Origin of the sequence: Colwellia psychrerythraea, from assembly GCF_000764185.1 — a bacterium.
GTDB lineage: Bacteria > Pseudomonadota > Gammaproteobacteria > Enterobacterales > Alteromonadaceae > Colwellia > Colwellia psychrerythraea_B.
In genome coordinates, this window is the sequence record NZ_JQEC01000074.1 from 21731 (window position 1) to 37551 (window position 15821).

The window sequence follows — 15821 nt, forward strand, 5'->3', positions numbered from 1 at the left end:
CAGCCAAATCGACAAGTCAATGGAATTAATGAATGAGTAGTATCAAATCATCTAGATCTATTAGTAACAATGTTGCAGCAAATTCACATGCAATCTGCGCGAGAATAAATCAATCAGCCAATGCAATTGAACAGCGTTGGCAACAACTGCTAGTACAATTGCAAATTCAACACAGTGCGATATCATATGTGTCTTCAAAATTATGGATAGAATCTATAGCTGATGTAGCTGATTCTGGCTTGGCGAAAGCAAGCGTATCAAAAGAATTTAATCGTCCAATTTATAACAGCGATCTTGGTGTTAGAGCGACTCTGTTGGTTTATGGGAATGGGCTTTCCGATTTGATTGTAGTTGCTGATAAATCAATTTTTGATAAAGCAGCATTAGTGGCGATAGTAAATAGTCTAGTTTGTAATGGTATAGTTTTAGAGGGAAATTCAACGTTACAGGCTCAGCCATTGTCAGTAACAGATTTTGATTTCTTTTATGCGATGCCTGGTTTTGAAGCGATAAATACAGGAGTTGAATGTGTCGAACTATCTAATTTAGCAGATATCAATAGATTATTAGCCGTTTTAGGTTATGTTTTATCTGTATTTGAGCTAGATAATGAAAAATCAGTGTCATTTTTTCAATGTGATAACACCAATAGAAGATCATTTGACAGCAAGGATAAGTACAGACCCCTTGCATTAAATGTCAATGATCAAGATGGATTGTATACTTTATCCACAAATGTTGATGTTCAAATGGGTGTAAATTCTGTTAAAGACTCAATAAATGAATTGGCAGATAGCAAAGTTAGTATTCTCTGGGATTGCAATGAAGCTGAACTCACGCATGAGATCATGAACTGGTATTATCTGCCTTGTTTGGGACCATTGACTCCCTTGACATTTATCATTACGAAAAATGCTCACAATACATTATCATTGCTTTTGATGTTTAATAAACAATTATTTTGCCATAAATTAATTAAACGAATGCTCTGCTTTCTGGGTCGTATTGCGAGTAAAGCAGAGGAAGAAACAGCCTGTTTTTTACGTCATAGCGGTTTATTGAGTGCATGTGAAGAAAAAATTATTGCCGAGTTGGGTAGGAATGAGATCAGGCTAGATAAGCCAATTAGTATTAATGAAAGAATATTCCAGCTGGCTAAAAACCAACCTGAAAGAGTAGCACTTTGCTATGGAGATAACCAGCTTACCTATCGGGAACTTGATGATAAAGCGAATCAGATCGCACATGCATTGCTTGAAAAGAGCGTTGTTAAAGGAGACCATATCGGAATTTGTTTGTCTCGATCGTTTGATATGGTTGTTTCTATGCTGGCCATCCTCAAAGTAGGGGCGGTTTATGTACCTATAGATCCAACCTACCCCCTTGAGCGAATTGCATTTACCTGTATTGATGGAAATTTGAAATTTTTAATCAGTGAATTAACTGAAATAAACCAAGTAGAACCAGCTAGATTGATTGCCAGTGAATCTTTTTTCCAAGATTGTCGTAGCTATAGTACAGCTCCACCAGCGGTTGCAAATTTGAGTGTAGATGATGCTGCCTATATTATATATACGTCAGGGTCAACAGGTAAGCCCAAAGGTGTAGTGATCCCGCATAGTAACCTTAGTCATTTGGTCAATTCGACTACGGATGATTTTCAATTTAATAATGAAGATGTTTGGACCCTATTTCATTCCACTGCTTTTGACTTTTCAGTTTGGGAGATTTGGGGATGTTTACTGACAGGGGCAAAATTGGTGATTGTGCCTTATTGGACAAGTCGCAGTGTTAATGAATTTATCAATTTATTACGAGATAAAAAAGTGACTGTACTAAATCAAACACCATCAGCCTTTGTTTCATTGATTAAGGAAGAAGTAAGTAACCCTATAGGTGATAACCTACGCTTGGTTATATTTGGAGGAGAAGCACTTGATACTAAAGCTTTATTGCCTTGGTTGGATCGTTATCCTGAAACCCAGTGCCGGTTGATTAATATGTATGGTATTACTGAAACCACTATTCACGTAACTTCAGAAAATATAACCCGACATCATGCTGTTACCGCTTCCTCCTCTGTGGGTAAGGCACTATCTGGATGGGATGTATATGTACTTGATGATAATCAAAAAATGCAGCCGCCGGGTGTTAGCGGTGAAATTTATGTAGGTGGTGTTGGTGTTGCAATAAAATATCACAATAAAACTCAACTGACATCTGAACGTTTTGTTGAGAACCCGTTCCATCGAGGTATCATGTATAAAAGTGGTGATAAAGGCATAATGTTGGAAGACGGTAATTTGTTACATATGGGGAGGTTAGATGATCAGATTAAACTGCGAGGTTTTAGAATCGAATTAGGAGAGATAAGAAATACTCTGTTATCGCTAGAGGGGGTCACGGCAGCAGCTGTTAAATTTAGTCAGTCAGATCCTACAGATCAAGCCAGTGCAAGATTAGACACCTATGTAATGTTGGAAAGAATATCTATTGACGATGTAATAAGACATGCTAAGAGATACTTGCCCGATCACATGCAATCAGTGAGCTACCAGCAAGTGTCCGAAATGCCGCTGACACCAAATGGTAAACTCGATCTTAAGAGAATAGATCAGATGGTTATTCCAGTGTATAAAGCTAAGGGCATTAGCAAAAGCACTAAGAGTCGAACCCATTTTGAAGGTGATACTGAAAAAAAGGTCAATGCAGACGCATCAAGAGAAAAATCTATTGAACAGAAATTGACCGAAATTTGGCAAGAAGTTTTGACTCAACCCGTTAGTGCCCACGATAACTTTTTTGATTTAGGTGGTAATTCGCTTTATGCGATAAGAATTTCTACAGCAATGGAAAAAATTGGTTTATCGTCTATACACTTACGAGATATATATATTCATCAAACGATACATAATTTGATTAATTGTAGTAATGTCATTACCAATAGAGTAGTCGAAACAATTACAGAGTGAAGTAAGTTGAAGATAATTTGGCCATATAACATTAAGTAAAGTTGACGTGCGGTTCCAAGGTGAAGCGCGGTTTGGACAACAAAATACAACCACTCGTTTGTGGGCTGAAATGGGTAGTCGCCAAGAGCCGTAAGGCAACAGCAATTTCAAAAAAATCAACTCGGACATCCATTGTTATTTGAGCATTACTTTGAAGGGGAAGTAGGGTGGTGCTATTATTTTTATGTGAGAGGATTTAACAATGTCCTAGTTGATTTACGTCAAAACACGCTAATCAATCAAAGCGCTTGATTGACCAATAGCTGGCTTAAGTGCGATCTCTATTTGAGAAGCTATCTTTGGCTCTATGATATTTACGCGAACCCATTGTCAAATCTATTAAGCGAGCTCAACGGTCCTCTACCCGTTACTGACTAAACGGGTGGATTTTTACTTCGTTTATTGCATTTTTGTTGTATGAACTCTTTTTAACAGAGAGTTAGCCTGCTTTGTATTCTGTACCTTGGGTTAGCATAGCGAAAGCTGTTCTCACTGTTTTATTCGCTAACGCCACGACCGAACATTTTTACCGCGACGCTCCACCAACGCTTTAAGCTAAATATTCTTTTGTGTTTTGCTTCTCGTTTGACCACGTGGCGTATTGTTGCCGTCGCCCCACAAACCAGCTGACTTCTTAGCAAACTATTTTTATATTTTGTCTTACCGTGGCAACTAACTTTACTGAAACTAAACGGGCATCATGACCTGCTTATATCGCTTTTTGCTTCCAGTAGTTAGAAGTACTGCAGGCTTCAAATATTATTGTTGATAGCTTATTTTTGAAAAGCTACACAAGAAACTCATCCGGTGTTATTTCAATATTCGAATGCACCTTTTTGCTTCGACAAGTACAAACCGGGATAGCTTCTTTTGCTAAATCAATACCAACTCTAGTACTATGCATATAGGATTCTTTAATATATTTGTGTAGGAACTTTTATATTACCCTACACCTCTGGTGTGTTGGGGAGCCCAATTATCTATTGGGATTGAAAGTAACGAAGTATTGGATATTTAGGCCATTTGAAAATGATCATTTTCTTAGTGTCATTGGTATCAGGAGGGCTGAAAAAAAGAATCGGTAATTGCGCTATTTAGTCTATGACCGAAAAGGTATAAATAACATTTAAACCTTTTCTTCCTTCGTTGCATCTCACTTAGTTATAATCAAAATCCTCGCTAAGTGGTCAATATACTCATTCAGTTGGTATGAATATAATAATAACATATATGGAGATAACCCAATGTTAAATACGAAAAATACTTTTAAATGTGCCCCAATAGTACTGTTATTAATGGCTGGAGGTTTACAAGCGAAAACCATCAATGACGAGTTTACTGTTGCCAATGGTAGATTACTGAAAATTGTTACCAATGTCGATGCAATTGATATTGATACACACACGAAAGAAACTGTATACTAGTTCACTTGGTATGAGTATTATACTCATAATCATTCAAACGGCTCGTTTTTATAAGTCAAAAAGTTTCATCTATTGAGTTGCATTCAATTCTAATAACCAGTTATTAGTCAATCATGCGCCTTGTAGCTAAAAATTTTAGCCATTTTAAAATTCATGTAGTTTGAATGGTCACGAGTATATAATAACATATATGGAGATAAGCCAATGTTTAATACGAAAAATGCTTTTAAATATGCCCCAATAGCACGGTTGCTAATGTCTGGAGGTTTACAAGCGAAAATCATTAATGAGGAGTTTACTGTTTCCAACGGTGGCTTACTGAAAATTGTTACCGATGTCGGTGAAATTGATATTGATACACACACGAAAGAAACGGTATTGATTACAGTAGAGATTACCGGCAAAAATAAAGATGATATGAAGGTTAGCTTCCAAAATAACGGTGACAATGTCAGCATTAAAGGTGACTTTGACTGTAGTATGCTTGGTTTAGGTAATAAACATGTAAGAGTTACTTATAAAATTACTTTGCCACCAAGCTATGATGTCGACCTTGATACCAACGGTGGTTCGATTAACATCGAGAACCTAAAAGGTAAAGTTGATGCGTATACCTCAGGTGGTGCTATTTCTTTAGAAGATATTAAAGGTGATGTTGATATTAAAACTTCTGGTGGTAGTCTGGTTCTTGATAACATCATTGGAAAAATTGATGGTCATACTTCAGGTGGTAGCATTAAACTTAAATTACCGAAAAAACCAACTAAAAATAATAAGGTAAAAACCTCAGGTGGCTCCATTACTGCTTATTTAGCAAGAGATGTTGCGGTAAACCTTTCCGCTACATCCAGTGGTGGTCATCTATCGAGTGAATTTGCTGTTAAAGGAAAAACGACTAAACGTGGAATTGTAGGCACTATCAATGGCGGCGGCCCGAAACTTATATTAGAAACCCGTGGCGGAAGTGTTCGCATTAAAGAGATATAATACCCCGTATATTAAGTTGTTTTTCGCTCCCGAGAATACGCTGCTGCATTCTCTAAAAATGTTTTTAGACCAACTATATGGGGATTGCTGAGAAAAGCATGTACTTGGTTGCCTCTTTTTTTAAGGGAATGACCATTAACCAAAAAGATGCGCATTAATTAATGCACTACCTGTGATTGATTAACTATCTATTTGTATGATTTTTGTTTCGCTGAATAGTGACCAATATTAATGACTCATCGGATCAAACCAACGTATTTTTTACATCAAAAGGTGGAATCTATTATTAGAGCACTGCCAATAGACTGACTAATACAGCAATGTTTTATGGATTGGAATAACCATTAAATTATAATTTTTATAGGAAGTAGGAATGAATTTACCTGCAGTTGAAATACCTGAACACCATAATATTGATGTACCTTGGACAGAAGTATTTCAAACAAATGAACGACTTGAAGTAGAATTATTTTGTGCCGCCAATGACATCACTTGTGAATGGAAAGATGATGGTCAGTTAAGAACAACCCTGTTAAATCCGGCTGTGGTTAATCACCCTATAAGTGGGGGGGAAAGTTGGTTTAATCAGGCCCATTTATTTCATATATCAAGCCTGGAGCCCGAAATGAGAGCAAAAATTCTTGCGAGTTATAATGAAGCTGATCTTCCAAGAAATACTTATTTTGGTGATGGAAGCCCAATCGATGAAAGTGATTTAGATATAATCAGAGCATTATATAAAGAATCGACTATTCGTTTCGATTGGCAACAATATAATCTGATGTTGCTAGATAATATGCTTTTTACTCATAGTAGAGAGTCATATACAGGTGAAAGAAAGGTATTAACGGGCATGGCCTAAGTAAATGATTAAAGATAAATTAACGTTAACTTACATCATTAAACTTTAATAAAAGGTAGTAAAGTAAAAATGGACATAATAAAAAAAGGTAATAAAAACAACAATAAAAAGTATATCTATTTTATAGTGGTAGTTATGGTTGCATTAGCTTGGATTATTTTTAGTTTTGCTTCAGGTACTTCAATAAAGCGCCAGGATATTTTGATTAAGACTGTAGAGCTAGGTACGTTAAATATAGAAGTTGAAGGGTATGGGAAGTTACGTTCAAGCAAACAGAAACTATTGACTAGTCGAAGTAAAGCAACAGTTAAAGAAATTGTACTTAAACCAGGTGCCTTAGTTACTCATGATAGTATAATTTTGCACCTGGATAATTTGGATCTTGAGCATGAAGTAACTATTGCAAAACAGGAATACACTCGCCAGTTGGCAAATTTGCGAAAACTAAAATTGATTCAAATACGCGAAGTATTAACAAATGATGAAAATTTAGCAATCATACAGGCAGATTATGACGCTGCCAATATGCGAATGACTGCAATGGGGGATTTAGCAAGTGAAGGAATTGTTTCTCAACTTGACTATAATGATCTTAAGCTGCAAACAAAACAGCTAAAAAAGCGGATTCAGATTATTAAAAATAGTTATTCAAAGCTTAAGTTAGTTCATGCAGAATCAATTAATATCCAGGCTGAAGAAATTGAAATTGCTAAAAGTAATTACGATAAAGTACAGGAAAACTATTCGCGACTAACAGTTAAAGCGGGGATGGAAGGAATTTTACAAGAATTACCGGTAGAGCTTGGGCAAAGTCTGGCAGTAGGTCAGCAGATTGCACTTATAGGTGGCACAAAAGATTTGGTTGCTTTGATAAAGGTTCCCCAATCGGATGCTGATAAAATAAGGATTGGCCAAAAAGCATCAATAGATACACGAAAAAATATTATTGAATCTGAAGTGTTGAGGATTAGTCCTACAGTTGAAAATGGTACGGTAGAAATAGAAATTGCATTGACGGGAAATCTGCCAGCACATTTACGACCAGAGCAGGATATCGATGCAGTTATTTACATTGAAAAAATAGAAGAGGCATATTTTATTCAAAGGCCTTCCAATGTATCTTCTTTTTCAACTGCAATGCTATACAAATTATCTCAAGATCAATTATCAGCTCAAATTACCTCTATAGAATTTGGTGTCACCTCAGGCCTTTTCATTCAAGTAATTTCAGGTGCAACTAGAGGGGACAGTTTAGTTCTTTCTAATTTATCATACCTTACGGATCTTCCTGTGATAGGTTTAAACAATTAAAATGGGTCAATAATGAATAATATAAAAATTAAAATGAAAAACATCACCAAAGTATTTGAAATTGATAACATGGAAACTCATGCCCTTAGGGGGCTAGACTTAACTATTTATGATGGTGATTATATTTCAATTTCAGGTCCTTCCGGTTGCGGTAAATCTACCTTGTTGTCAATTTTAGGTTTGTTGGATATGCCCTCCTCGGGAACTTATCATATTGAAGGCGATGATGTTAGTCAGCTATCATTGGCCCAAAGTGCTCGTATTCGAGCAAACAAAATTGGATTTATCTTTCAGCAATTTAATTTAATTGATGAGTTAACTGTTTTTGAAAATATAGCATTGCCTCTGCGTTATAGTGAGAAACAGTACAGTGAAAGTGAAATTAAACAGAAAGTAAAGAAATGTCTTGATAGTGTTGAGATGTCCCACCGTACTAATCACTATCCACACTTACTTTCCGGTGGGCAGCAGCAACGCATTGCGATAGCCCGATCGCTAGTGGCGGATCCTGCGATACTATTAGTTGATGAACCTACGGGTAATCTGGATTCTAAAAATGGTGATGCCATTATGGATATGTTGGAAAATTTAAACAATCAAGGTACTACTATTTGTTTGGTTACCCATGATCCCAGGTATGCAGATAGAGCAAAAAGCCAGTATCATTTACTCGATGGTCGAATAGAGATGGTGAAATCTATGTTGGAGGCCGTATGAGTCACTTAGTCAAAGATTTTAGGGCTGCTCTTTATAGTTTAAGTAAACGGCCTGGGTTTGTCGCTGTGGTGATTTTAACTTTAAGCTTGACGCTTGGGGCTTTTATTACTATGTCTGCTCTAAACTATACCTTATTGCTTAAGCCACTTCCTTATCCTGAGCAGGAGAAATTATTTATAGCACAGGGAGAGCGTTTTTATGAAGGAAAGCAACTAGCTTCTGGTATTCATTCGTACGCTGGTACGGTGGAGTTATATAAAAAGAATCAAGTATTTTCAGAAACAGCAATGCTTCACTATGAAGAACAGTTGATTAGCAACTTGCCCGGACAACCAAAACTATATACTACGTTTACCACACCTGAAATATTTAGTCTTTCGGGCGCTAAAATGGCTCAGGGGCGTTATTTTGATAGTACTGAGGGCTTGGATACCTATAAGCCTGTGGCAGTTATCACTTATGATATCTGGCAACAAAAGTATGCTGGAGCTGCTGATATATTAGATAAGAAGGTCCAGATAAGTAAAGTAAGTTACACAATTGTGGGGGTATTAGCGGAGAACTTTATTGAACCTTTACTCTTTATGCCTGGTCGTGAGACTCAAATTTGGTTACCGTTTGACTATAATTATGTAGATGAAGAGGGGAGAGAAAATGGGACTAACGGCTCTTCTAACTTAAAGCTGGCAGGTAAATTAAAAGTTGGTATGAGAGAAAATGAAGCTAATCAATACTTAACCAATCCTATGAATGATAGATTTGTTGAAGCAGCAAGAGCTTTCCCCGGGGGGAAAGGTGTTACCGTAGCAATTACACTCAGAACATTTGAAGATATCATTATTGGTGATAGCCCTACTACATCGCTCATGCTTTTTGGAGGAGTATTTGCGTTATTATTAATAGCATGTGCTAATATTTCTAATTTGTTTTTATCGCGAGCAGCAGAAAAGCAAAGGCAGTATGCAATTCAGGCTACACTGGGAGCACAAAAATTTCATATATTTAGAAGTATTTTTATCGAATTGTTCATCTTAATTTTTGTTTCTAGTGTTTTGGCCTTGGTATTCGCCCATTTAAGTTTTGCTTTATTACAACAATATGCAGAAGGTCATTTAGCCAGATTAAATGAGCTGTCCTTAAACGCTCCAATCTTATTTTTTACCGCGTTAGTCTCTTTATTGTTGACATCTGTTTTTGCTGCAATTATATCCCATTTGATTGATTATAAGTCTTTAATTTCAATATTACGGAGTAGTGGAAAAGGCAGTGGATTGCAGATATCCAGAAGTACCCGACAGATATTGATCATATCTCAAGTGGCATTGGCTGGTATTTTATTATCGGTTAACTTCACATTATTGAAGGGCTCAATGGAGGTGATTAATCACCCTGCGGGATTTAATACCGAAAATATTATAAGGATCGGTTTGGATGCCAGCGGGCAAAACTTTAACAGAGAAGAACGAATCGCCTATATTGAAACTATTAAGGATAAGTTATTACAAATGCCAGAAGTGAATATGGTAAGTAACACTATATACCCACCATTGGTTGTTAATAGCTGGACCTCGTCATTAGCAGAAGATTTATCAGCTAGCGGGAAACAGGTATTACCCAATGTGAATTTAGTAGATGAGCATTACCTGACATTATTTGATATCCCTTTAATTGCAGGCCGAAATTTTAAACCTGAGGAAATAAGAGATTCTCAAAAGGTAATTATTATTAATGAAACAGTCGCTAAACAATTTGCAACCAGTGGTGGAATACTTGGTCGAAACTTGTATTGGGAAGGTGGTGAAGACCCCTATAAAGTTATTGGTATCATCAAAGATGTCAATATTCCCAGAGTTGATATGGTACCGCAAATGCTTGCAGGAAGGACGACAGGTTTTAATTTTATGATTGGGCTCAACGATAACCATAACGTGAGTAAAATACAATTAAATAGCATTTTCAGACAAATTAATCGCAACCTGAGAGTTTCAATCTACGCTACAGTTGACGAATCCTATAAAAAGTTGCTGCTACGTGATATTTCAATTGCAGTTATTACAATAGCATTGTCACTTTTGACCTTATTACTTGCTGGCTTGGGAATTTATGGAGTATTAAGTTATAGCATCAACTTACGTACTTATGAACTTGGTGTTCGCATGGCATTGGGCGGTTCACCCAATCTAATTTCAAAATTGGTACTTACTGACTCTGCTAAACCTGTGGCTTATGGATGGGCAATTAGTATTATGATACTTATTGCTCTATATATGTATTTAACCCAAAAGATGAATTATGATATTTCGATTGAGGTCTCGGCTTTGGTTGTAACATTTATTCTTATTTCACTTACTTCATTTATCGCGTGTTTTATACCCTTGCGTAAAATTGTCCGGTTGCAGCCAATTAATGCACTAAAATAAGTCAAAAGATACGTTGAGGATGTCCTCGTTAATCGTGTAGATAAATTTTATAATTTATCTACACGAGCAATATATGAAAAGCCTGTAAGTAACGTTGAACAAGTAATCCTAGTTTGAGGGATTTCAGATAAATGACAGTTATTCGAGAATTTAAGGGATAGACTGATTGACACCCAGTTCAAAAGCACGACATCTCTAAATAAGAAGTAGACTTGAATAGAAATCATACAAAATAGCACGAAATTATCTCCTTCTAAAACGGTGGTTGTTTCGTAAAACCTTCAAAATCAAAAAATATAATATGTGATTATAATAATGGTTAATAATAAATGGTTTGTTAGACCAAACCCAAACCCTACAGCTGATTTAAGACTTATTTGTTTTCCTTACGCAGGAGGGAGTTCTACAACTTACCTATCTTGGGTAAAAGAACTTCCCAAAAATGTTGAGTTGGTCATTATACAAACTCCAGGGCGTGGCTCCCGCATGTGTGAAGTTCCTTATTCAGATATGGATACCTTAGTTGGTGATTTAGTTAAAATCATACCTCAACTTTTAAATAAACCCTATATTTTATTTGGTCACAGTTTAGGTAGTAGGGTCGCTTTCGAGCTAATGAGTCAACTAAAAATGTTAAACCACCCGCCCCCCATACATTTTATTGCCTCAGGTAGCAGAGGTCCTCAGTACTTATCAAATAATGAACCTATCTACCATTTGAAAGATGAAGAATTTATCAATGAAATTAGAGGTTTAAATGGTACGCCTCCGGCTGTTTTAGACAATAAAGAACTCATGGATTTATTTCTCCCAATGCTAAAGGCCGATTTTGAAATAGCAGATAAATATTGTTACAACAAAAATGAAACTTTTAATTGTCCTATATCTGTATTAGGTGGGGAAGATGATTTTGACATCACTTATTCTAAACTTAGTGGATGGGGAGAACACTTTACGCATGATGCTGAGATACATATGTTTGTAGGTAATCACTTTTTTATCGATAGTAACAAAGAAGGGGTGTTGAAAAAAGTTAATAATATCATCGCGTTATGTTTGGTTGGAATTATAAGTGTTATTACGGCGAGTTGAATTGTCAGTGTGTTTTTTGAACGAAACGGTATAATTACTTTCGCCAAAAACAAACACACGAAATCACCATGCCAAGAACAATGTTAATAGATGCCAGGTGGGAAAAGTATAATTGCTTCTGCATCATACAGGGCGTATCTATAATAAATCAGAGCATAGGAACACTTTTGAATGTACTTTATATCGAATGCGTGTTGGCTGTCGCCGACGCGATGTACCTGATTCTTTTGTTGACTGGAGTACTATTTATAGATGATTTAACCTTTGGTCTCAAAAGGCATACTAATTGAGTTGTTTAAGTTACTCAGCACTGAGTCATATATGGAATGGCAATTTATTGATGGCAATATTGTTAAAGCGGATCAACATAGCAGCGGTACGACATCAAAGAAGCATTAAGGGATAGGTAAAAGTGTTGTGGGCAACACCACTAAAATAAATTTAGCCGTAGATAGCTATGGTTTACCGATTGTTTTTGCAAGATTAAAGCATTATCGAGGCATAGCGACTCGCTATGCTAAATTGAAAATAAATTATGCAAGCACATTGGCTTTGTCTGTTGTTTAATCTGGTTGTCAATTAGCGTGTGAATTATGAACAGCAAAGATCAACACGCCCTAGCTAATGCATACTTTTCCTTAGTGTAAAAATGGACCTTACATAAAACATGAATCAAGCTAATCTAAACTTGGTAAATAAAGCATCATTTATCAGTGTAAATGATGACCCAAGTATTTTTCTGCCAAAGCACATTTTATTAACTAGCTGTGATTATCAATTATCACTATTGAACACACAGCAGTATCAAAAACTTAATGTTGCTCTTCCTGAGTCTATCAAAAAATCCGTAATAAAGAGACAAGCTGAATATCTTGCTGGTCGATATGCTGGAATACTCTGCTTGGAGAAACTCGGGTTCAAAAATACCCAGATACCTATAGGAAAACATCGATCCCCTGTCTGGCCTTGCAACGTAGTAGGGTCAATAACACATACTAATACAAGAGCAATGAGTGCTGTTGCGTGGAAAAAGAATTGTTCATATTTAGGAATAGATCATGAGAACATTTTAACCTTAGAGTGTATAAGTGAAATAAAAAGAAGCATTATAAATATCAAAGAAGAAATACTACTAAGTGAAATATGTAAAAATAAGACAAATAATCTCGACTTTGAAAGTGTTTTCACGTTGATTTTTTCGGTTAAAGAAAGTTTATTTAAAGCACTTTATCCAAGTGTAGGGTTTTATTTTGATTTCTCAGTAGCAGAAGTGATTAATATTTGTTGTAAAAAAGAAAGTGTCAGTATAATTTTGCTACAAGATTTAACTTATGAATTTAAAAAAGGCAAAGTTTTAACTGGTAAATTTCATTTTGATAAATCATCTGTATTTACAATTATTATACAGCAGTAATGTTTTGTTCTATATAAAATATATATCTGACCATTTATGCTGTAGCAGTAGTTCTTTTTTAATTGATTAAGCTGATTTATGTCAAGTTAATCTATGTTGTAGTAATAGGTAACTAATAATGAAACTAGTTAATGTTGTGGTAATATTAGGCTGTGTCTCTCTTGGCGCTTACGATATGTTATTTAGCAAAAACCTAACACTTAATCGTATTCCTTTAAATGATGAAGAGCGCTATGAACGCATGAAAAAATAATATAATAAACGCGCTGCATTAGTTGGTACTATTGATAGTGCTGAAAAGCTTCAATCTCTGACAATAGATGCCGAAGTTGAACAATATTTAAATGAAGCGGTAACAGAACCGGGGCTTCAGAACTTTTATAATCAGAATATTGAAGACTATAAAGTCCATAAAATACATGCTACGAATTTTCTCTTTTGTGTTAATCCTAAAGTGGGTGTAGTAGAAAGGCAGGCGTTATTAACTTCGGCTCAGGACACGTATAGTAAAAGAACGATCAGCAGTGATTTTTCAGAGTTGGTTAAGTCTCAATCAGGCGATAAAGTTTTAGTAAAAAGGAGGCAACTTAGGTTGGATTAAACAAGGCGCTGTATCTACTGAGTTTTCACAAAAAGTATTATAACTATTCAGGATGCTTACTTCTAAAGCATCCTGATATTTTTGGTGAACCTTGGTCATCCTAATGTCTTTCTCTCCTTGATTGTTGGTAAATGGCACTCCTGGGCTCATCATGGAGCGCAAAGTATCATCCTGATAATCCCTTAATCGATCCAGCAACGCTCTGGATTTTATTCGATTTAAACGCCCTCATTGACCTTTTTATCGGCTACTCTTATCTGATGGTAGGCATTTTTAGCATTCCCTTTAGCACTGTCTTTACTAAAAACAGAAGAAAATGATAATGAGTTAGCTCCGGATTTTAATGCTCAATATGGTCAACCTATTGGATATGACTTCATTGAATTTTCACAAGGACTGGGTTTAAGCGGTAAGTTAATTTTAAAAGTCATCTCAGAAGCGGTTAAAAATAAAGGCATTGTAATTGGTACCATTGATAGGTGTTTTATGACAGAGGCTCACAATTGATAGATTGTTCGTTGCTTTAATCAAAGGCTGAGTCTTCTTCTAGTTCAAGACTATAATCCTATCTAAAAATATAGGCTTGTATTTTTGTACTCGCCCTAGTGACTATTTTGGGTTGTTAATTCAGATGTAAGCTATTGTTCTCAAATGGCTGGTACTGCAACTACTCTCATGCTATTAGAACGGACTGTACGTGTAAGTCGTTGTATTATTGTTTTTAGTTGTTTTTGGCGTTCTTAAAGGGGCTGTTGACTTAAGTTGTGGGGATTCAAGTCCCCCCATCACTAAATTTAGATAATATATTAAAGGCAGATACGTAATATATCGGCTTTGTTGCGTCTGATTTCTAATTATTACTGAGAAGGTAGGTGTAATACTATTAACTACTGTACTGTTATCATTTCAAACTCTTAATATGCAAAATTACCTCCCTTCATTATTATTCATTTGAAAAACCACTTGAGTATTTATTTATTTAGCTCTGATGATTTGGGTTAAAGTAATATTCAAGCAAGAATAGTAATAATTCAGGTTTGAGGTGCATCTAAAACAAAAACATCAATAAACTCATTCAGTTCTATTATTTTTTATTTTATGCTTCTTACTGCCTGCAACTTTTTAATTTTATCCACACTTGGTGACAAGGAAATACCTTGTTTTTCAGCATTTTTGTGAGCTTAATGACGCGCATAAAGCTGAAAGAAGAGAGTGTTAAGCTATCTATTAGGCAACGAAAACTTGCTGTTGCGCTTGAAAAAACTAAAAATAAACTAAATGGTGTAAAACAAGAGGTAAATACAATCATTGATGGATGCTTTTACTCCATTATAAGCCATTTTATAAATGCACTTTATCATCTAACTCCAGAAGTTATTATCTATTACAAAGTAAGGTATCAATAATGTGCTGTCGATGTAATTGCATTGGGTATTAAGAAAATTACGATTAGAAGAGTCATTCTAAATTGTAATTTCATTTTCACCCACTGTAATTCTGTGTGGGAAAGATGATATTTCCTTATTTTTAAAAAAAAATAGAATGTGATTTTATACCATGTAATGTTGATCCATATCTAGCTACAGATGATACATCGTCAATGGTTGGTTGCCCAAAATATTGATAAAACTCGAACCTATTATGTTTTTTGTGCCATTCAAGCCTGAGTAAAACATGAAGGTTTTTCTATTTTGACATGTACTCGTCGAGCAAAAGAGTATTGATTACATTGATTAAATTATGGTTGTTTCTTGTTCTATTTATTTCACCGTGTTATATTATTCCGCAAATTAATGAATATATTGTTAAGTATAACGATAAGTTGTAAATTTTAAGCTGTTTACGTGTTGCTGAAAAGGATTTTAGTTCATCGCCTCCATTTTTTCATAACATCAAATACCTACCTTTTTACAAATACATTTTTCCATGTATCTATTGCCTTATTGTTAGTTACTTTATTAGTGGTCAATCAAGGAGCTAAA

The 15821-nt window shown here is 35.5% G+C and carries 11 protein-coding genes and 3 pseudogenes; 13 read left to right on the plus strand and 1 reads right to left on the minus strand.

From position 1 onward, the window contains the following. The first annotated feature begins 32 nt into the window (after window positions 1-32). The 12 genes and pseudogenes from GAB14E_RS24315 to GAB14E_RS25595 all read left to right on the plus strand — a co-directional run bounded on the left by GAB14E_RS24315 (window position 33) and on the right by GAB14E_RS25595 (window position 13491). Window positions 33-2972 carry an amino acid adenylation domain-containing protein gene (locus GAB14E_RS24315; protein WP_052094133.1) on the plus strand — a complete coding sequence of 980 codons (2940 nt, stop codon included), beginning with the start codon at window positions 33-35 and terminating at the stop codon, window positions 2970-2972. Between the two features lie 19 nt (window positions 2973-2991). Next, window positions 2992-3134, plus strand: a pseudogene (locus GAB14E_RS25180) (IS630 family transposase); the annotation flags it as partial. A gap of 1121 nt (window positions 3135-4255) precedes the next feature. Further along, window positions 4256-4435 (plus strand): hypothetical protein, encoded by a 180-nt coding sequence (locus tag GAB14E_RS00915; RefSeq protein ID WP_033084523.1) that lies wholly within the window; start codon window positions 4256-4258, stop codon window positions 4433-4435. Window positions 4436-4639: 204 nt separating this feature from the next. Then, window positions 4640-5422: a DUF4097 family beta strand repeat-containing protein gene (locus GAB14E_RS00910; RefSeq protein ID WP_033084524.1), complete on the plus strand. Its 783-nt coding sequence runs from the start codon at window positions 4640-4642 to the stop codon at window positions 5420-5422. 373 nt (window positions 5423-5795) lie between these two features. Further along, window positions 5796-6284, plus strand: a complete 489-nt coding sequence (locus tag GAB14E_RS00905) for a TauD/TfdA family dioxygenase (protein ID WP_052094134.1) — start codon at window positions 5796-5798, stop codon at window positions 6282-6284. Between the two features lie 69 nt (window positions 6285-6353). Further along, a complete protein-coding gene (locus GAB14E_RS00900; RefSeq protein ID WP_033084525.1) occupies window positions 6354-7595 on the plus strand; it encodes an HlyD family secretion protein in 1242 nt (413 codons plus the stop codon). 12 nt (window positions 7596-7607) lie between these two features. After that, window positions 7608-8312, plus strand: a complete 705-nt coding sequence (locus tag GAB14E_RS00895; RefSeq protein WP_033084526.1) for an ABC transporter ATP-binding protein — start codon at window positions 7608-7610, stop codon at window positions 8310-8312. After that, on the plus strand, window positions 8309-10732 hold the full coding sequence (locus tag GAB14E_RS00890) for an ABC transporter permease (RefSeq protein ID WP_033084527.1): 2424 nt from the start codon (window positions 8309-8311) through the stop codon (window positions 10730-10732). Before GAB14E_RS00895 ends, GAB14E_RS00890 begins: the two co-directional genes overlap by 4 nt. A 315-nt stretch (window positions 10733-11047) precedes the next feature. Further along, complete coding sequence (locus GAB14E_RS00885; protein WP_033084528.1) at window positions 11048-11824, plus strand: thioesterase II family protein; 777 nt, start codon at window positions 11048-11050, stop codon at window positions 11822-11824. 68 nt (window positions 11825-11892) lie between these two features. Beyond that, a pseudogene (locus GAB14E_RS24655) lies at window positions 11893-12414 on the plus strand (transposase). Window positions 12415-12491: 77 nt separating this feature from the next. Continuing rightward, a complete protein-coding gene (locus GAB14E_RS0123580; protein WP_052094135.1) occupies window positions 12492-13238 on the plus strand; it encodes a 4'-phosphopantetheinyl transferase family protein in 747 nt (248 codons plus the stop codon). A gap of 118 nt (window positions 13239-13356) precedes the next feature. Then, on the plus strand, window positions 13357-13491 hold the full coding sequence (locus GAB14E_RS25595; RefSeq protein ID WP_269429143.1) for a hypothetical protein: 135 nt from the start codon (window positions 13357-13359) through the stop codon (window positions 13489-13491). Between the two features lie 406 nt (window positions 13492-13897). Here the strand turns inward: GAB14E_RS25595 and GAB14E_RS25400 are convergent. Next, window positions 13898-14067: pseudogene (locus GAB14E_RS25400) on the minus strand (IS66 family transposase); the annotation flags it as partial. Between the two features lie 929 nt (window positions 14068-14996). Between GAB14E_RS25400 and GAB14E_RS0123585 the strand changes: the two are divergent. Next, window positions 14997-15245, plus strand: a complete 249-nt coding sequence (locus tag GAB14E_RS0123585; protein ID WP_156115809.1) for a hypothetical protein — start codon at window positions 14997-14999, stop codon at window positions 15243-15245. Window positions 15246-15821 lie beyond the last annotated feature (576 nt).